The following is a 19,855-nucleotide window of genomic DNA, read 5'->3' as shown; positions in this document are numbered from 1 at the left end:
GAAAAACAGGGAGTTGAAGTCATTGGCATCGGTTATTTTAGAACGCAATCGCAAAAAGAGACTAGAACAGGGCCATCCATGGGTCTACGCAGGTGAAGTGGCATCAGTAGAAGGAAACCCGGAAGCAGGGGGATTGGTTGATGTCCTTAATCATCAAGGTCGGTTTCTGGCTGTAGGATATTACAATCCAGCATCACAAATTCGGGTGAGAATTGTATCACAGGGACCTTTGGCTATCATGGACACCGCTTTTTTCGCTGAGCGGTTCGAAAATTGTCTGCAGCATAGAAATCGGTTCCTGCCGGGAGCAGATGCTTACCGTTTGGTATATGGTGAAGCGGACTTTTTACCAGGGCTTATTGTGGATCGGTTCGGGGATATTCTAGTTGTGCAGCTGCTTACACTCGGAATGGACAAGCGCCGTACAGAGATTGTTGAAGCACTTGTACAGGTTATGGCACCGCGTGGTATTTATGAACGCAGTGATGTTAGCGTGCGCGAGCTGGAAGGGATGGAGCAGACTACAGGGGTGCTATACGGGGAATGTCCACGGCATGTTACTGTAAGTGAGAATGGCTTGAAGCTGGTAGTAGATATCGAAGAAGGCCAGAAGACAGGTTATTTCTTTGATCAGCGTGAGAATAGAGCATCCATTGCGCCACTCATGAAGGGCTGGGGTGGACGAAGCGGCATAACACTGCAAGAAATCGAAGCAGAAGATGGCTCGCTACAGAATTTGCCGGTAAATAAGAGTGGTAAACACGTAACCTTCCCTTATTGGGACGGTGCTACAGTGCTGGAATGCTTCTCACACACAGGCAGCTTCACTCTGCATGCATGCAAATATGGCGCGAAAAAAGTAACCTGCCTAGATGTTTCCGCTCATGCTATAGAGAGTGCGAAGGTCAATGTGGAGCTGAATGGCTTTAGTGATCGAGTGGAATTTGTAGTGGATGATGCTTTTGCCTATCTGCGCAATCAGGTTAAGGGGCTGGAGGAACGTTCAGAGCGGGCGACGGTTGCAAGCGGAACAGAATCAACAGCAGCGACTACAAATGCTAAATCTGGGGGCAAAGCAACCAAAACCGATACCTCCAAACCGATGACAGCAGGTGGAGGCAGAACTTGGGATGTAGTTATCCTAGACCCTCCAGCGTTTGCCAAAACTAAAAGTGCAGTAGCAGGTGCATGCCGCGGTTATAAGGACATTAATCTGCATGGCATGAAGCTGGTAAATGAAGGTGGATATTTGGTTACCGCAAGTTGTTCTTACCACATGCAGCCGGACCTATTCCTCGAAACGATTGCAGACGCAGCAAAAGATGCTGGTAAAGTATTGAGACTTGTGGAATGGCGTGCCGCAGGGAAAGACCATCCGCAGATTCTAGGCGTTAACGAAGGGCATTATCTGAAGTTTGCAATTTTTGAAGTGCGGAGTAAGAAATAAGCTGGCTGTTCACATATAGGTAATGGATTTTAATCCGTAAAAGGAGTCCTCATTTGAGGTCTCCTTTTACGGATTTTTTGTTATGTTCTGAAAAAGTTGAATTCGGGATTAACAAGATTTGTCCGCTTAGTCCGAAAAGTTGCCAAAACAGCACGAAATTCATGAATAGCGACTCCTGAGTCCGAATGTAATCCAGAAAGTATAAGCCGCTGTAATGCGGCTTATACTTTATTTTGAAGGAAGTCACGATCAAGCTTAATTTTGGCCCTCGGGTACATCACTACTCAGAAAATTGTAAGGTAATATCGCCGTTATTTGTATAAGCAGATAATTTTTTCGAACCATTCTCTTTATTGGCAGGCAAATTGCTATCACCTTTCTTTACCTTGCTTAAGATCGCGAAATCATCATATGACCCTGAAATTGAACCGCTAATATTTCCGTTTTTTGTTTCAAGGGTTATAGCCGTCCCTACATTCAATTTGTCCAGTTGGATATTTCCGTTATTTATGTTTACTTCCACTGTCCCTAAAAACATGATTGTTGGTAATACGATACTTTCATTTGATGTTTTTAAACTCAAATTTTTTAAAGTTGCATCAGGTATCCATACCTGAATAGTTCTGGTTACTTGCGAGCCTTTTCCTCCGATATAGTCGTTCCATTCCTTATTACTGTCACTTACCATTGACAGTTCTTTATCGTCAGATAGATCAATCTTGTAAAAATCTTTCTCACTTTCATAGTAAACAATATGAATTTGTTCATCTTTAGATTGGAGGATATTTATTTTTTTATCTTTTACATCAATTGTTAAGGTATCAATCTTTTGGGCAGGTATGGTGTAATTTTTTTCCTCCATGGAAGTGGAGTCGGAGGAACATCCTGCTAATGATATCAATAGTGTCAGCAATATGCCTATAGTAGTTAGTGATTTTTTTGCAGTACTTTTCATTATAAAACGCTCCTTCGTTAAATCATTTTTCTTTTAAATATAGCCTGTCCTACCAATGCCAATCTTAAGCTGCTATGCAGACAAGTTCCGATATGCAACAAAGCAGTAGAGTTGAACAAATGATCTTGAAAAAGTCTACCAAATATGTTGCAAGGGTTAGATTGGAATAAATACACAAAATGATAGTCACTAAAGTAGGATCTGTCAGCCAACCATACCAATATGACTGCATAGACAGCAATAAATGTTTGATAATCCTTTGATACATGGTTTAGTTCTTCATGTTTGCCTTCCTTTCTGGTAATAAATTCATTTTGTATTTCGTTGCGTTTATCAGTCGCATATGTTTTAATCATCATAAACTTTTGTGTTACAAAAAGGTCAAGAGGGTAGATATGAAGAACTATTTTACAATTAAGCAAGCAGCAGAGATCGTAGAGATGACCACTGAGACCTTGCGGCACTATGATCGTATTGGATTAGTCAAGCCATGCCATAAAGATGAATTATCGGGATATCGATACTATTCCGAGCAGGAGCTCGTAAAGCTGCAAACCATTGAACTGCTTAAAGCAATGGATCTTACTTTAATGGATATTAAAGATATTTTGCAGCAGAATGATCTCTCTAAAGTAATTGCATTTCTAAAACAAGCAGAAAAAAGAGCAGACGATAAAATTGCTCGTCTACAGTATGCAAAATCGAAAATTAAACGTGCCTATCTACATTATGAAAATAAGTTCCACGACGGTTATAGTCAAAGTGAAAATTACTTTGTCAGACATATAGAGGAAAGGGTAATTATGCTTTCGAATAAAATGGAAAGCCCCACACTTAAGAATTTATGGGACTATCACAGACATTTCTATCAACAAATTGAAACGTCTCTACATTCAGAATTTCTGTTTGAAGATATGGCAGGAATGTTCACGACTGAAGGAATAACACGATTATTTGCTGTTTGCTTGAAATATCCGTCTTTAGAGGGGCTGACTGTACTACCAGAAGGGGACTATCTGTGTGCAATTTGTACCGAAGAGAATAAGGATGCTGTATTACAAAAGTTACTTGAAAGGGCGAAGACGGAATACGATGTGTGTCCAGATTTTGTTCTTCATAACATTATTGTGACTGGAATATTGCAGTGGGATTATCAGATACAACTGTTCATTAAGAAACGCACATGTTAGATTGAAAGTCGCTAATTTAGCGGCTTTTTTTGATTAAGGAATCACGTTTCTTGCCCCTGACTGAGGACAAGAACGTTATACTTCGCCGATTAGATAAATATTTAACTATAGTTCAATGTTATCTATTAACCTAACTGGCAGATTAACTCTATAAGCCTCTTAGGATTAGTATGCGTTAGTTCAACGATAACAGCGGCAGTCTAAGACTTATTTTTCAAAAGCTAACGATTTTTCAATTCAAAAACGGCGTTAAATCAACGACTCCAGTCTTTAGAGTGTTCATAGGGAAGAAGTTGCTATAGGACTCAAACGAAACTAAACAGCGAAGAAAGCCTAGATTTTGACCGTTGCGGACTCCAAAGGCGCTATTGACCTCAAACTAGCCGAGATGGGGGACTTTCGCGACGAATAGCTTCACTGGAGTCCGAAAAGTTGCAAAAACAGCACGAAATTTCATGAATAACGACTCCTGAGCCCACAAGTAATTAATGTAGCTAGCAGAAGCGAAAATGTTGAGTGTTGAAACCCGAACCTTAACTCTACGCTCCAAACAGAAAGTATCGAATGTTGCGCACCGGGTATTAACAAACTAGAAATACTAAACAGCAAGTCAACAAAATACGTTAGTTGCTGTTTATTTCGTAGCTTTTTTATTGTAAATCATTAGAAAATACTAGCAAACGCATGTTCTGATTTGTGCAGTTATGCTATACTGATGGGACGAGGAACGACTGAACTTTTTCATTTGAACATCATCACACGGTGAGTATTTCACCTTGTATCATATACATTTTCTCCGCTACGGAAGGAGTCTATCATTTATGTCGGTAACCTTTTTACTAGGCCGCTCAGGCAGTGGCAAGACAACAAAAATATGGGAGTCTATCTCTTCTTCATTAGAGCAGGAACCTCTTGGCGCACCGATCATTATTCTAGTACCGGAGCAAGGTTCTTTTGGAGCAGAACGGGGGCTTCTCACCGTAGGGAATGTGAAGGGGAGCATTCGGGCGCAGACACTAAGCTTTTCTCGGCTTGCCTATCGGGTGAAACAGGAAACTGGGGGTAGCGCTAGCCTGCCTATCAGTGAAGAAGGCAAAAAGATGTTAATTTATAAAATTATCCGCCGTCGCAAAGAGGAACTAAAATTGTTCGGTGCCTCAGCAGACAGACCGGGTTTTGTGGAACGGCTGAATCAACTGCATACGGAGATGAAGCGTTGTTGCTTGGCTTCCACTGATTTAGAGGAACAGTTGTCTGCAATGCGAGGCGCTATTGCAAGAAGCCCTATTCTTGAAGGAAAGCTAGATGATTTACAGGTGGTATTCAGCGATTTAGAGAAGGAGATGTCGCGTCTCTACATCGATGAAGAGGATCGTTTAGCGGAACTAGCTGAGCATATTCCTGATTCCGCCTACATTCGTGGAGCGGAGATTTGGGTAGATGGGTTCCATGGCTTTACCCCGCAGGAATTCGTAGTGCTTAGAGAATTAATGCAGCAAGCATCGAAGTTGACCGTCTCACTTACACTTGATCGCTCTTATCCCTATGGAGATCAGTTGAATGAGCTTGAATTATTTCACCCAACTGCGGTTACTTACATTAAACTGCGTGGAATAGCTGAAGAGCTGGGCATGGATGTGTGGGACGAGCTTTTGGAGCCAGCGGTTCTTCCGCGTTTTGAAGAAAGTCCTGCTCTTGCTCATCTCGAAAGGGGATATGACCGTCGAAAGGTCTGGTTTGGTGCAGATGAACTGGCAAATGAAGCAATATCTATAGGTGCAGCAGTTTCTCACAGAGCAGAGGTTGAGGGAGCGCTGCGTGAAATGATCAGGCTGGCACGAGATGAAGGTGCAAAATATGGTGAAATGGCCGTATTAATGCGTAATATTGGAGATTACGAACAGCTGATTAAACCGTTGTTCCAAGATTATGGAGTGCCATTTTTTCTGGACCAGAAGGTAAATGAGCTGCATCATCCATTGGTAGAGTTTGTACGTTCCGCATTGGATATAGTGCGTCGACGCTGGCGCTTCGAGGATGTTTTCCGCTGCGTAAAGACAGAGCTTTTGCTTCCGCTGGACGGTAGTATTACGCGTGAGGATATGGATGATTTAGAGAATTATGTGCTGGCTTGTGGAATTCAAGGGTATCGCTGGACCGATGGCCGTTCTTGGAAAGGGATCCCTAGCTTGTCGCTGGAAGGCGGCAGACAGATGGATGAAGAACTGCTTGCTACGATGGAACGATGCCGTGCCAGTATAACGGGTCCTTTATTTGCTTTTGAGAAACGGATACAGAAGAGTAGAAGCGGTCTTGAACTTTGTACCGCCGTGTACAAGCTGCTGGATGAGACGGATGTTGCTCGTAAGCTGGAGAAACTTAGTGTTGATTCTATGGAAAAGGGGCAACCCGAGAAGGCTAGAGAACATAGTCAGCTGTGGGGTGCAGTGCTTGATCTGTTAGATCAGATCGTTGAGATGATGGGCAACGAGAGATTTGAATTTGATGTGTTCACCGGAGTCCTAGAGACAGGACTTGCTGAGCTTAAGATGGGACTTGTTCCTCCCGCGCTCGATCAAGTACTGGTTGGTAACATGGATCGTACTCGACCAACGGGAGTTAAATACGCTTTTTTGCTTGGATTTAATGAAGGTGTTGTGCCTGCGCAGTTTAAGGAAGATGGAATTCTCTCGGAAGGCGAACGCTCTGTGCTTGAGAACGCCGGTATGGAGCTTGCTCCTGGTGCTTCTCGTAAACTGCTGGACGAGCGGTTTTTGATCTATAATGCCCTAACGACAGGAAGTCGAAAGCTCTGGATTAGCTACGCTACAGCTGATGATGAGGGCAAGGCTCTTCTTCCGTCTGAGGTAATCCGTCATTTGCATAGAATGTTCCCAAGGGTTCAAGAGCACATCCTATCCACACTTCCCTCTGCGGGACTACCAGATGAAGTCAGAGATTCCATTCACCTGGGTTACATTGGTCATCCAGAACAGAGTCTTCGTGCATTGATTATGCAGCTACGCCAGTGGCGTCAAGGGACCGAGATACCTGTATTGTGGTGGGATGTTTATAATTGGTTTGCGTCTGATGAGAAACGAAGCCTCGAACTGAAACGTCTGCTCAGTTCATTGTTTTATCGTAATGAGGGAACGAAGCTAAAGCGAGGTACTAGCCTGCGATTGTATGGGGGATCGACACTGCGTGGCAGTGTGTCCCGGATGGAGAAGTTTGTTGCTTGCTCCTTCTCCCATTTTGCATCCTATGGACTTAGATTGAAGGAACGCCAGCTATATAAGCTGCAAGCACCTGATATTGGACAACTGTTCCATGCTGCGTTAAGTGACATGGCGGTAAGACTGAAAGAAGAGGGCCGCGGCTGGGGAAGCTTGTCTCCAGAGGAATGTCGGCGTGAGGCAAGTGAAACGGTAGAACGTTTATCGCCGATGCTACAGGGTGAAATTCTGATGAGCTCTAAACGTTACGGATACATTTCCCGCAAGCTAAAAAACATTGTTGGACGTGCTTCTGTGATTCTGGGCGAGCATGCCCGCCGAGGTAGCTTTGAGCCGGTAGGGCTGGAGCTGGATTTTGGACCGGATAAGGAGTTGCCTCCTTTAAGAATTACGCTGCCGAATGGCTGTGTGATGGAGGTTGTTGGACGGATTGACCGTGTAGACATGGCCCGTGGAGAGAATGGAATTCTTCTGCGAGTAATTGATTATAAATCGTCTCAAAAAGATCTCAAACTGCATGAAGTGTACTATGGATTATCGCTACAGATGCTGACCTATCTGGATGTGCTGCTTACGTACTCGGAGCAATGGCTCGGGCAACCGGCGCTTCCAGCAGGGACACTGTATTTTCACGTACATGACCCACTGTTAACCTCATCTAACGGGATGAACAAGGAACAGGCAGAACAAGAATTGCTGAAACGCTTCAAGATGAAAGGACTGCTTACAGCAGACCGCGAGGTCGTATCCTTGATGGATACGACTTTAGACAAAGGGTATTCTTCTATCGTGCCTGTAGCAGTAAAAGCTGATGGCAGTTTTTATAGTAGTGCTTCTGTAGCTACACCAGAGCAATGGGGGCACTTATTATCATCCGTTCGGGGAACGATCTCGGATATCGGGACACGCATTACGGAAGGTGATGTGGCGATTGAGCCATACCGGATTGGGCAGGAGACAGCCTGCACATTCTGTTCCTTTAGACCCGTCTGCCAGTTCGATGAAGCCGTGGAAGGTAATGGCTACAACAATCTGGGTAAGCCAGGGAAGGACGTTATTTGGGATCTGCTGTCCCGCAAAGGAGGAACTACACCGTGAGTATTAAGTCTGAAATAGAAGCGAAACCGGAAGGAAGCATATGGAGTGATGACCAGTGGCGCGCCATTGCTGAGAGCGGTGATGATATCCTCGTTGCCGCGGCGGCAGGTTCCGGTAAGACAGCGGTACTTGTAGAACGGATTATTCGCAAAATCAGCAAGGAAGAGAATGGCTTTAGCGTAGATAGATTGCTAGTAGCTACGTTTACCAAAGCTGCTGCTGCCGAGATGCGCCAGCGGATTAGGGAAGCACTCGATCGGGAGCTTGAGGAGAATGGAGATAATGACCATTTACGCCGTCAGCTGTCGTTGCTCGGGAAAGCCTCGATTACAACACTACACTCCTTCTGTCTGGAAGTGATTCGGCGTTACTATCAGATTATTCCTATAGATCCCGGTTTCCGTATACTGAACGAACATGAAGCAGAGATGATGCGGCAGGAGCTGCTTCAAGAGCTACTGGAGGAAAAATACGGTGAAGTAGGTGAAGATGGCGCGGATAGTGTATTTGTACAGCTTGCTGACTGGTTCAGTGGTGAACGCAGCGATGATGCGGTACATGCGCTCATACAGCGACTGCATGATTATGCCCGCAGCCATCCTTGGCCAGAGCAGTGGCTTCGTGATACCGCAGCTGATTTCTCATTACCAGACACAGATAGCTTAGGTCGGACTCCTTGGGTGCTAAGTATTCTTGAAGAAGCGAAGCTGACCCTTGCGGGTGCAGCCAGTCAGCTTATCCAAGGCCGAGAGATCGCGCTACAGCCAGGTGGTCCGGCGCCTTATGCCGAGAATCTGACGGCCGATCTTGAGATGGTAAATGCATTGCAGGAGGCTGTGAATGAACGGCCATGGGCAGAATTATATGATATTTTCATGGAAGTATACTTTGGGAAATTGAAAGCTTGTAAGAAGGATTCGACAGATCCTGGACTGCAGGAAATGGTTAAAGAACTGCGCGATAGTGTGAAGAAGAGTATTTTAGATCTTCAGAAGGCATTGTTTGGCCGTCCTGCCGATGTTTTTTTGCGAGAACTGAACGAGGCGGCTCCTCTTATGGCAGAGCTTGCTGAGACGGTGATAGCGTTCGGTGAACGTTACCGAGTCGAAAAAGCAGGACGGGGTCTCGTCGACTTCAGTGATTTGGAGCATTATTGTCTGCAAATTTTACGTCATCCAGATTCTCTACCGGGCCATTCCCTGCCTTCTGATGCAGCGATGGAGTACCGTGCCCAATTCGATGAGGTTCTGTTAGATGAATATCAAGATACGAATAGTGTGCAAGAAGAGATTGTGCGGCTTATCTCCCGCGAAATACCTGGTAACCGATTTATGGTCGGAGATATGAAGCAAAGTATTTATCGGTTCCGTCTGGCAGAGCCGGGGCTGTTCCTGGATAAATACCGCAGCTTTGGCTCTAATAATGCCGGAGGTGGCAGCAATACAGTAGGCGAATCCGAGTTAAGCGAGTTATCTGATAAGCCTAATGAATCGTCCGGAGGTTCGGTTATCGATCTAGCACGTAATTTCCGTAGTCGTATGGAGGTTGTAAATGCCGTAAATATGATTTTTCGGCAGATTATGAACGAGACTGTGGCGGAGATTACTTATGACGAACGTGCTGAGCTTGTGTATGGTGCGAATTTCCCGGGTGCAGCAGAGAAGGGGCCAGATACTTTTTTTGCACCGGAGCTATTATTGATCGATCGCGGAGCGGCAGCAGGTAAAGTAGAAGAGACTTCTGAGGACAGTGAGACTCCACTTCAGGAGAGTGAAGCCATTGAGAGTGAGACTGCGCAACTGGAAGCACGGGCGATTGCTCGGCGTATTTCACAGATGACTGGCCTGAATGGCGGATCCCCGCTGCTGATTTATGATAAAGGGCTTAAGATTATGCGCCCAGTGATTTATGGTGATATCGTGATTTTGCTTCGTTCGGCGAGAATATGGACCCCTTTAATCATCGAAGAGCTGCGGATGGAGGGAATCCCTGCTTATGGAGATCTGAATAAAGGATATTTTGTAGCCACAGAAGTAGAAATTGCACTTTCACTCTTAAAAATAGTTGATAATCCTCAGCAGGATATTCCACTCGCTGGTGTGCTTCGGTCACCTGTTGTTGGTTTATCTGAAGAGGAGCTGGCTACAGTTCGGATGTGCAGCCATGGTTCTTTCTATCGTGCTGTAAAAGTGGCAGTGAACATGCAAGGTTTAGAAGAAAATGAGGAAGAGTATGATCTTTTCTCAGCCCATGAAATGGAATCGGCAAGCACCGCTGATATAAATACGTTCTCTAATGAGGCCTCTTTTGACAATAGCGTTCATGATGTAGGAGCAGAAAGTGAAGCTGTACCGCAGATCAACCCAGAGTTGAAGCGTAAGCTTGAGAATTTCCTGAGACAGCTTGATAGCTGGAGAGATGCAGCTAGACAAGGCAGTCTCAGTGAGCTGATCTGGCGTATTTATGGTGAGAGCGGCTATCTGGAGTGGGTTGGAGGACTGCCTGGAGGCTCGCAGCGCCAGAACAATCTTAAGGCTTTATATGATCGGGCGGTTCAATTTGAGAATGATACTGCGGCGCGTGGGTTGTTCCGTTTTCTGGTGTTCATTTCACGGCTTCGTGAGAATGGCGGAGATCTTGGTGTAGCAGGTGGTGGTGGTGGTGAAGAGGGCAATGGGGTCAGAATAATGACCATCCATAAATCCAAAGGCTTGGAGTTCCCTGTTGTTTTTATAGCGGGTATGGCGAAGCAGTTTAATCGGCAGGATCTGCACTCTCCATTCCTGATGCACAAAGAACTCGGCTTCGGACCACGTTTTGTGGAGCGGGAAACACGTGTCAGCTACCCAACGCTTCCTTATTTGGCTATTAATCGTCGAACACGACTTGAATTATTGGCTGAGGAAATGCGGGTGTTATATGTAGCTTTAACTCGGCCGAGAGATAAGATGATTCTAGTCGGCACCGTAAGAGATTTACCAAGGAAAATCGCTAGCTGGAGCAGTGTGCAGAATCGGGAAGAGCTGTTGCTTGCCGATCATTTATTAGCCCGGGGACGTAGCTATTTGGACTGGGTTGGACCGGCATTGATCCGGCATCCGGCAGCGGCTATTCTTCGTAAGCTAGGTGGTTCAGAAGGTACTGTCTCGACAGTGCTGCACAGCGATATCTCGAACTGGAGCATCACTGTACAGAATGCTTCCGACCTGAATTCAGGGGCATTCCTTCCAGCGGATAACGCTGAAGACAAAGCAGAAGAACGTCTAACTGTACTCAAGGCGCTGCAAAAAGGTGCATCTGTAAATGTTTATAGATCAGAGAATAGCGAAGAGATTGCAAGAAGACTAGAATGGCCTTATCCGTATACGGCTGCCTCTGGCATTCCTGCCAAAACCTCTGTTACGGAGTTAAAAGCTTTGTTGTCGATGCAGGACCAGCCTTCTTATGATCTCCTAGAGGAAGGCGGCCAGCCTGCTACCTCAACAGAAAACAATAAACGTACAAATGTGGCAGGAGCAGACAGTCTTCATTTACGCCGTCCGAAATTTATGGAGAAACGCAGTCTAACCCCAGCGGAGCGCGGGACAGCCTACCATACAGTTATGCAGCATATTCCGCTTGAGGGTTCAGTTGACCCTAAGGTTGTGGAAGAAACATTAGCACGACTAGAGAGAGTGGCTATTCTAACTGCTGAGCAGGTGGAGGCGGTGGAACCGGCTCAGATAGAGGCCTTTTATACGAATGAACTTGGTCGTAGATTAATAGATTCTTCTTGGAAGCTTAGAGAAATGCCTTTCAGTTATATGGTTCCCGCAGACGAGGCTTATCGAGGGCTCGATTATATGAATAAAGCCGTATCAGAGCTAAGCCCAGAGAATCATAATGAAGGCTTTAGTGAAGCTGTGCTGATCCAAGGGGTGATTGACTGCCTGTTCCGTGAAGAGGACCGGATCATTCTGCTAGACTATAAGACGGACTCTGTTTTAGAACATCAGGGTGGGATAGAAGCGCTTAAGGAAAAATATCGTTTTCAGCTAGAGTTATACAGCAAGGCATTACATGATATTTTGGGAGAACCGATCAGCGAAATTTGGCTGTACTTTTTTGACGGCGGACATGCTGTGAAATTATAAATCTATTCATTGCCGCATAGAGCGGGGAAAGAGGACGAAGATGCGGATATTGCATACGGGAGATTGGCACCTCGGCCGAACGCTGGAAGGAAGAAGCCGGCAGAAGGAGCAAGAGCAGTTCATAGATGAATTGGTGGAGATCGCCGATTTTCATAAAGTGGATTTGATTCTGATGACGGGAGATGTATATGACTCCGTTAATCCACCAGCGGCTTCAGAACAGCTATTCTATGAAGCTGCTGCTAGGCTGACTTCAGGGGGAAGACCACTTGTTGTGATCGCCGGAAATCATGACCAACCGGAGCGCGTATCTTCTGTTTCACCGCTTGTATTAAGACAGGGGATTACATTGGTGGGTCTTCCTACTTCTGAGCCAGTGACTATTCATGCTGCGCGTACGGGTGAGATTGCTAAAATCGCAGCCCTTCCCTATCCCTCGGAGGCACGTCTCGGTGAACTTCTTGCTGGAGACAGCGGGGAAGAGGAGCTTCGACTGGCTTACAGCGCGCGGGTAGGCAAGCTCATGCAGCTGTTGGGACGGGAATTCACACCAAAGACCGTGAATTTGGCGATGAGCCATATTTATGTGCTTGGTGGAGTGGAAAGTGATTCGGAACGTCCAATTCAAGTGGGCGGAGCTTATACTGTTGATCCTTCTGCTTTGGCCTGTGGAGCGCAATATACGGCACTGGGTCATCTCCATCGCGCACAGCGAGTTAAGGGGGAAGGAATGATCCGTTACAGCGGATCCCCGCTGGCATACAGCTTTTCTGAAGCAGGGCAAGCCAAGTCGGTGACGCTGATTGATGTTGCGCCGGGTGGTGAACCGACCTTCGAAGAAATTTATCTTCGTTGTGGGCGTCCACTTGTACGATGGAGCTCCACTGGCGGATTACAGGAGGTATATACCTGGCTGGATGAAGGCAGAGATGCCTCTGCTTTTATAGATTTGGAAATTCGGCTTAGTGAGGCTATGTCGATGAACGATATTCAACGCTTGCGCAAGTCACGCGAGGGGATCATTCATATTCGTCCGATCTACCCGCAAATGGAGATGGAGCTCGAACAAATTTCCCGTTCGCGTATGCCTGTGCAAGAGTTATTCCGTAAATTCTATCAGCGTCAGACAGGTGGAGCGGAGCCGGAAGACAGCTTGATAGAGCTGTTCTTACAGCTAACCGAAGAAGAACGGCGTCAGCCAGAGGAAGGAGAGGAGAACTAAGGTGAAGCCTATTCTATTAAAAGTAGCAGGATTACAGAGTTATAGAGAAATGCAAGAAATAGATTTTGAAAGTCTGTGTGAGACGGGGCTGTTCGGGATCTTTGGACCAACAGGTAGCGGTAAATCCAGTTTGCTGGATGCTATTACTTTGGCGATGTACGGGAAAGTGGAGCGCGCTGTTAATGGAACACAGGGGATTATGAATCACTCTGAGGATTCACTCAGCGTGGCGTTTACCTTTGAGCTCACTTCTTCCGCTGGGGCACATCGTTATCGTGTTGAACGGAAGTTCAAACGGACAGGTGAGCAAACCGTCAGTAACACGATTAGCCGTTTCATTGAGATTACACCTGACGGGGATAACGTCATGGCGGATAAGCTCGCAGATGTTACGCGCTGCGTGGAGGAGCATATCGGTCTAAAAATGGATGATTTCACGCGAGCGGTTGTATTGCCGCAGGGGAAATTTGCCGAATTCTTATCGCTTCGTGGCGTAGATCGTCGGCAAATGCTGCAGCGCCTGTTCCATCTGGAACAGTATGGCGATCAGCTTGCAATCAAGCTTAGCCGACGGGTGAAGGAGAATGAGGCGGCGCTCCGCGCGCTCATCGCTGAGCAGCAGGGGCTTGGCAGCGCAGGCAAAGAGGATGTAGAGGCAGCGGCGGAGCGCCTCGAGCAGGCCACCCTTTATGCTGCGGAATGCCGCCGAAAGCTTGAGGCGGCATTGCAGGTCTCGGAGCGTTTCGCGCGTATTCGCGAGCTCCAAGAGGAACGCACCCGCCGCGAATTGCAGCGGCAGGGGCTGCTCGCCAAGGAGGAGGAGATTTTCCTCCTTGAACAGAAGCTCGGCCAAGCTGACGAGGCCGAGGCAAGGCTTCCCGCGCTGAAAGCATGGCGCAGCGCGGAAGAAGCCTTTAAGAGCCGATTGGCCCGCGCGGAGGGCCAAGAGGTGCTGGCCGCCGCCGCCGAGCAGGAGGCGGCGCGTGCCGCTGCCGCCGCGGCTGCTGCGCAGGCCGCGCTTGCGGCGGAAGAGCCGGCCCTCCGGGAGGGGGCCGGCACCTACCGCCGCGCGCTCGAGCTCGAGTCCGAGCTCGGGGCGCTACGGCGCGAACTCGCGGCTCTGCGTGAGCGCCGCGAAGAGGCCTCCCGCAAGCTAGCGGAGCTGCGGGAGGGCATGACTCGGGAGCGTGAGCTTTTGGCCAAGGGCCAAAAGCGCCAGCAAGAGCTGCAGCAGAGCTTGCAGCCGCTCGGTGTCCGCTCCCAGGAGCGGCAGTCTCTGCAAGAAGCGATGCAGAGACTGCAAGGGCTGCACTCCGCCGAATCCCAGTGGGATAAGGCGGAGAAGGAGCGCCTCGAGCGTGCCGCTGCCCTGGCGGCTGCGCAGGCGCGACTCGCGGAGGCCGAGGGCCGTCGCGAGTCGCAGGAAGCTGCTCGCGGGCAACTGATCCGCGAGGCGGCGCTGCATCAAGAGAAGCTGCTGGCAGCAGAAGAAGCTGCGCGCACCGCAGCGGAGCGCCTAGAGCAACATATTGGTGCATTGGAAGCAGCTATGAAGGATCAAGAGCTTCACAGATTGTCCCTTGCACTAGCTAAGGAGCTGGAAGAAGGGCAACCTTGTCCTGTATGCGGCAGCGAGCATCATCCTGCACCTGCATTGTTGCAGAATAGCTTAGAGCAACAGGAACTGGAAATGAAGCTTCAGCAAGTTAGGGCGTTATCCAGACGGGCATTAGAAGCTCGTCATCTGTTCCGCGGTCTTCGTGAACAGGATCAAGTATGGCTGGAGCAGGTATTTGGAAATGAAGTTATTGAAGCGGCAAATCACCCTGCAGCTGCAGGTTCAGAATTCAGTACTGCTGAAGTTCCTCCAACCGATGTGTCTATTCCCGGGGAAAAAGAATTGTCAGAACTTGAAGCTGCACTTTTGGCATTAAAGGGTCAGTCCGGTGAACTGCGCCGAACTGCGGTACAATGGCAGCAATCAATGCAGGCGGTTCAGCAGCTGTGCCTCAAAGAAGCAGCAGGTGTCGATGGTGAACGTAGCTGGGTGGAAGGAATTACTGCCAAAGCTGAGGAACTCAGCGCGCAGCTAACGACGATGCGGCAGAACTGGGCTCAGCAATTCCCGGATTTGGCACCAGGTGAAGTAGAACAAGCCTATCGTGAGCTGGTTGCGAAGGATGCACAAGCTGAAGAAATTAGATCGCGTCTTGATATCAGCGTCAAGTTTCTGGAAGAGAAGAGCGCTTCAGTGCAGAGCCTTCAAGAGACCATAACAGGATTGGACAAAGAGCTGGCCCAGTGGATCACACAGATCGAAGGGAAGGAAGAATTGCAACGCGAAAAAGATCAGCGTCTACTGGAGTGGACGAATGGTCGCGCGGCAGCTCCTCTTCTAGCGGCGTGTGAAGGACGTCTGCAGGAATTGTTAACGGCTCTGGAGGCAAGTAAGCAATCGCATCTCACGGCGGCGGAGAAGGCTCAGCATGAGGTTAAGGAAGCTGCAATTTCTCGCCAGGCTGCAGAATCTGCGCGTGAACATTACGTAGCAGCTACCAGTCAATGGGAACAAAGCTTGGCATCTTCACCGTTTAGTTCAGCTGCTGAGGTTGAAGGAGCAGCGCTCACACCCGAAGAACGGGAAATCGCTTCTTCCAGGGTACGTGCTCATCGTGCCGAAGAAGCTGAGGTCTCCTTGCAGCTGCGTAACATTGAAGAGAAGCTTGATGGGGTCAGCTTAACTGAAGAGGAATGGCAAGTAAGCCAGATCACCTTAAGAGAAAGCAAGACTGAGGATGAAATATCTCTACAAGCTAGAGCACGTGCAGAGCGTGATCTGGAGGATTTGCGGCATCGGCATATTCGCTGGATGGAGCTTGAAACTCAGCGGATTGAGCACGCTTCTTTGCAAGATCAGCTATCCAAACTGCAGACTGTCTTACGTGGGAATGCCTTTGTTGAGTACATTGCGGAGGAGCAGTTGATGCAGGTGTGTCAGTCCGCTTCTCAGCGGCTTCGTTTCCTGAGTAAACAGCGTTATGCGCTGGAGGTTGATTCGGGTGGCGGCTTTGTAATCCGAGATGACGGGAACGGCGGGGTAAGAAGACCTGTCTCAACTCTGTCTGGTGGAGAGACCTTCCTCACATCCCTTTCCCTGGCACTTGCTCTTTCAGCTCAGATCCAGCTCCGCGGACAATATCCGTTGCAGTTTTTCTTTCTGGATGAAGGGTTTGGTACGCTCGATCCAGAGCTGCTGGATACAGTGATTACTTCACTTGAAAGATTGCATAACGATCAGCTGTCGGTTGGCATTATCAGCCACGTCCCAGAGCTTCGTGCAAGATTACCGCGTAAGCTGGTAGTAGTACCTGCTGAACAGGGCGGAGGAGGATCTCGTATCCTTTTGGAAAAAATGTGAAGGATTTTAAACTGTGTGATTGATATCACAGATACAGTATCATCGCGCTGTTATAATACAGCTAAGCCGACATTACTTTAGAAACACCTCGGCGGACGTATGACAGGGAAAGTACTCCTTTTCATACGTCCGCCGCCGAATCAGCTTTATAAGCTGTGAAGGGTGTTTCTCTTTTTTTTGCCTTTTTTAGACCCACGGGTGTTTTTATAGAACGACTTAATTTGTTAAGGAATTTCATTCTGTAATAGATACAGTTTTAGAGAGTGGATGTTGAATCTCCTAGCGTCTTTCGTAATTGGTGATTATCCTGTATGATTATCTTATGATGAAGCAAAATTTCACCAATTTTTAGGAGGCAAGCACTCTATGGAGACCGTGTTCAGCAAAATTATTGAGGGTACTATTCCTTCCAAAAAAGTATTTGAAAACGAACGTATTCTTGCATTCTACGACATCGAGCCGGCTGCACCGGTACATGTGTTGATCATTCCAAAGAAGTTCATTGCTTCCATGAATGATGTCACACCTGAGGATCTTCCGCTGATTGCAGAAATTCACAGTGTAGCGCAACAGATCGCTATCGACCTTGGGATTGCTGAGTCTGGTTATCGTTTGATCAATAATTGTGGTCCGGATAGTGGACAAGCTGTGCCTCATCTTCATTATCACTTGCTTGGTGGGGCCAAGCTGGGAGCTCTTACAGGAAACTCAGCTTCTCACGCATAAGTACAATCATTAAATGTTGAAGAACTTGCCAGAAAAAAAGAATAACACGAAGGTTGACACCCTATTTCCGTTTGACCTATAATGGAATTTGATAAACCGTGTTATGCTCTTGGACGGTATGGTCGGAGGGAGGGGAAACTGTGTCTGAAACGAAAGTTCGCAAAAACGAGACAATTGATGCTGCACTTCGTCGCTTTAAACGTTCCATCGCAAAAGATGGTGTCTTGGCTGAGGTGAAGAAACGCAAACATTACGAAAAGCCAAGCGTTAAGAAAAAGCTGAAGTCTGAGGCTGCTCGTAAGAGAAAGTTTTAGGAGGATTACCCACGCATGAATCTTAGCGAGAGATTGAACGAAGATATGAAGCAAGCGATGAAGAGTAAGGACAAGTTCACGCTCTCCACGATTCGAATGGTTCGTTCTACAATAAAGTATCTTGAAATAGATTTGAAGAGAACATTGGACGACAACGAAGTGCTTGATATCCTTAGTCGTGAAATCAAACAGCGCAAAGATGCCCTCCAAGAATTTGAATCAGCGGGTCGCGACGAGCTTGCCGCGAGTACGAAGGCAGAAATCGAGATTATTATTAAGTATCTTCCCGAGCAACTTTCCGAAGAAGAAATTAAAGCAATTGTACAGCAGACCATCCAGGAAACCGGTGCTTCTTCGAAAAGTGAAATGGGTAAGGTCATGAGCGCACTGATGCCTAAGGTCAAAGGTCGCGCCGATGGTAAACTCGTGAACCAAGCGGTTCAACAATTTCTGCAATAATATAGCGCCAGCACCCCTTGTAAAAGGGGTGCTTTTCTTTGAATTATAAGAAATTATTAGTTTCACACCATACTTTATCCTTATAATTCTCGCATAAACGCTTACCGTCCTTATTTGGACGCTGTAGGCGTTTTAGCTTGTTTTGAAACGTAAATCCGTTTTCAGCGTAATAACGTTTATGTGTCCCGGGTCAAGTTGAAGAAGGGAGGTAAAAACATTGAAAAGATTACGGAAAATAATGTTAGCCAGCATTCCCGTTGTTTTGCTGTTACTGCTATTAACACCGTTTATCCCGAATGTAAGCGCTGATGTAACAGCTCCAAAAGCGCCGAAAGCTGCAAGTGGCGAGATGAAGAAAGGCCCTGTGTTTATTATTCCGGTTGATCAAAAAATTGAAAGAGGTCTGCAAAGCTTTTTGGAAAGAGGGTTTGCAGAAGCTGCTAATTATGGCGCAGTTCTAATTGTACTTGAGGTGGATACACCTGGTGGATTGGTGAATTCAGCAGAACAGATTGGGACCATGGTAAGAGATAGTGACATACCAACAGCTGCATTTATTAAAGGTGATGCCGCTTCTGCAGGCAGTTACATAGCACTAAACGCAGGTGCAATCATCATGAAGCCGGGCAGCATGATCGGTTCAGCATCTCTCGTGGATAGTAGCGGCCAGAAAGTAGATGACGCGAAGATGGTGTCCTACTGGAAATCGAAAATGATTGGAGCCGCTGCTCTAAATGAGCGTGATCCTGATATTGCTGCGGGAATGGTCGATAGTAATTTAGTTGTGGATAAGCCGGATCTAGGGGTATCTAAAGCGCAGGGCGAAATTATTGCCTTGTCTAGTGAAGAAGCTTTAAAAGCTGGCTATGCTGATCAAATTACAACCACTCCTGAAGAGGCGATTACTTGGTTAGGTTATACTACAGATGACATTTTTCGTGTGGAGCATACGGGTGCCGAAAAAATGTCGCAATTTCTGACGAATCCGATTATTATGACGATTCTGTTATTCATCGGGATCACAGGTATTGTGATTGAGTTGATCGTACCGGGCTTTGGTGCACCTGGGATTATTGGAACATTAGCCTTTGTTTTATATTTTTTCGGAAATTCTGTAGCAGGGTTTGCCGGATCTGAGACTTGGCTTTTATTCATAATCGGACTTGTCATGCTTGTGCTGGAGCTGTTCGTGCCGAGCTTTGGGATATTGGGGTTACTCGGTTCCGTGAGTCTTGTGGCAGGTGTCGTACGCGCAGCATACAGCTTTACACATGCATTGTTTAGTCTGGGTATCGCATTCGCGGCTGCTATTGTAGTCATTGTGATTGTGGCTGTCGCATTTAAAGAACGTGGAATTTGGAATAGGTTTATTTTAAAGGATACGCTTTCTAAAGATCAGGGATTTGTTCCTGTTGAAGAGAAGTTAAGCCTAGTTGGAGCTATAGGAAACAGTATTACGCCACTTCGTCCATCTGGAACAGCTATGATTGGCGGCGAGCGGGTAGATGTCGTTACAGAAGGCAGCTTTATTAGCGTTAATGCACCGGTCTCAGTTGTAAAAGTTGAGGGCGGACGGATTGTGGTGAAGGAAATTAAGGAATAAGGTAAAAGATAAAGGGTATGAAGAATTGAAGCTCCACAATAATTTACTGGAGGT

General features: G+C 47.0%; 11 protein-coding genes. 10 read left to right on the top strand and 1 reads right to left on the bottom strand.

All coding sequences use genetic code 11. From position 1 onward, the window contains the following. Positions 1-22: 22 nt before the first annotated feature. Positions 23-1,447 (top strand): class I SAM-dependent rRNA methyltransferase, encoded by a 1,425-nt coding sequence (locus tag ACDZ28_RS32260; RefSeq protein WP_339287705.1) that lies wholly within the window; start codon positions 23-25, stop codon positions 1,445-1,447. Between the two features lie 280 nt (positions 1,448-1,727). On the opposite strand, the gene ACDZ28_RS32255 is transcribed toward ACDZ28_RS32260, so the two are convergent. Next, positions 1,728-2,402 (bottom strand): DUF4097 family beta strand repeat-containing protein, encoded by a 675-nt coding sequence (locus ACDZ28_RS32255; RefSeq protein ID WP_339287704.1) that lies wholly within the window; start codon positions 2,400-2,402, stop codon positions 1,728-1,730. Between the two features lie 395 nt (positions 2,403-2,797). Here ACDZ28_RS32255 and ACDZ28_RS32250 point away from each other — a divergent pair, with 395 nt between their 5' ends. The 9 genes from ACDZ28_RS32250 (at position 2,798) to ACDZ28_RS32210 (ending at position 19,801) form a co-directional block, all read left to right on the top strand. Further along, positions 2,798-3,592, top strand: a complete 795-nt coding sequence (locus ACDZ28_RS32250) for a MerR family transcriptional regulator (protein ID WP_339287703.1) — start codon at positions 2,798-2,800, stop codon at positions 3,590-3,592. Positions 3,593-4,413: 821 nt separating this feature from the next. Beyond that, a complete protein-coding gene (gene addB, locus ACDZ28_RS32245) occupies positions 4,414-7,926 on the top strand; it encodes a helicase-exonuclease AddAB subunit AddB (RefSeq protein ID WP_339287702.1) in 3,513 nt (1,170 codons plus the stop codon). Next, positions 7,923-12,059, top strand: a complete 4,137-nt coding sequence (gene addA / locus ACDZ28_RS32240) for a helicase-exonuclease AddAB subunit AddA (protein ID WP_375103716.1) — start codon at positions 7,923-7,925, stop codon at positions 12,057-12,059. Before addB ends, addA begins: the two co-directional genes overlap by 4 nt. A gap of 40 nt (positions 12,060-12,099) precedes the next feature. Beyond that, positions 12,100-13,281 carry an exonuclease SbcCD subunit D gene (locus tag ACDZ28_RS32235; RefSeq protein WP_375103715.1) on the top strand — a complete coding sequence of 394 codons (1,182 nt, stop codon included), beginning with the start codon at positions 12,100-12,102 and terminating at the stop codon, positions 13,279-13,281. Position 13,282: 1 nt separating this feature from the next. Continuing rightward, entirely contained in the window at positions 13,283-16,699 is a 3,417-nt protein-coding gene (locus ACDZ28_RS32230) for an AAA family ATPase (RefSeq protein ID WP_375103714.1), read from the top strand. A 366-nt stretch (positions 16,700-17,065) separates the two neighbouring features. Beyond that, on the top strand, positions 17,066-17,425 hold the full coding sequence (locus ACDZ28_RS32225; RefSeq protein ID WP_042130338.1) for a histidine triad nucleotide-binding protein: 360 nt from the start codon (positions 17,066-17,068) through the stop codon (positions 17,423-17,425). Between the two features lie 140 nt (positions 17,426-17,565). Continuing rightward, positions 17,566-17,739 carry a 30S ribosomal protein S21 gene (gene rpsU, locus ACDZ28_RS32220; RefSeq protein WP_036657994.1) on the top strand — a complete coding sequence of 58 codons (174 nt, stop codon included), beginning with the start codon at positions 17,566-17,568 and terminating at the stop codon, positions 17,737-17,739. 15 nt (positions 17,740-17,754) lie between these two features. Beyond that, positions 17,755-18,198: a GatB/YqeY domain-containing protein gene (locus ACDZ28_RS32215; RefSeq protein ID WP_042190953.1), complete on the top strand. Its 444-nt coding sequence runs from the start codon at positions 17,755-17,757 to the stop codon at positions 18,196-18,198. A 238-nt stretch (positions 18,199-18,436) separates the two neighbouring features. Beyond that, the gene (locus ACDZ28_RS32210) at positions 18,437-19,801 is read left to right on the top strand and encodes a nodulation protein NfeD (protein ID WP_375105459.1); all 1,365 of its coding nucleotides are present in this window, start codon (positions 18,437-18,439) and stop codon (positions 19,799-19,801) included. Positions 19,802-19,855: the final 54 nt, after the last annotated feature.

The sequence above is a fragment of the Paenibacillus sp. RS8 genome (assembly GCF_041956825.1).
Lineage (GTDB): Bacteria > Bacillota > Bacilli > Paenibacillales > Paenibacillaceae > Paenibacillus_AQ.
The sequence above is the reverse complement of the archived record's forward strand: the minus strand, read 5'-3'. Positions and strand labels throughout refer to the sequence as shown.

Coding starts and splice junctions, on each gene's coding strand:
- ACDZ28_RS32255 (WP_339287704.1), bottom strand. CDS start 2,402: ATGAAAAGTACTGCAAAAAAATCACTAACTACTATAGGCATATTGCTG.
- ACDZ28_RS32250 (WP_339287703.1), top strand. CDS start 2,798: ATGAAGAACTATTTTACAATTAAGCAAGCAGCAGAGATCGTAGAGATG.
- addB (WP_339287702.1), top strand. CDS start 4,414: ATGTCGGTAACCTTTTTACTAGGCCGCTCAGGCAGTGGCAAGACAACA.
- ACDZ28_RS32235 (WP_375103715.1), top strand. CDS start 12,100: ATGCGGATATTGCATACGGGAGATTGGCACCTCGGCCGAACGCTGGAA.
- ACDZ28_RS32225 (WP_042130338.1), top strand. CDS start 17,066: ATGGAGACCGTGTTCAGCAAAATTATTGAGGGTACTATTCCTTCCAAA.
- ACDZ28_RS32215 (WP_042190953.1), top strand. CDS start 17,755: ATGAATCTTAGCGAGAGATTGAACGAAGATATGAAGCAAGCGATGAAG.
- ACDZ28_RS32210 (WP_375105459.1), top strand. CDS start 18,437: ATGTTAGCCAGCATTCCCGTTGTTTTGCTGTTACTGCTATTAACACCG.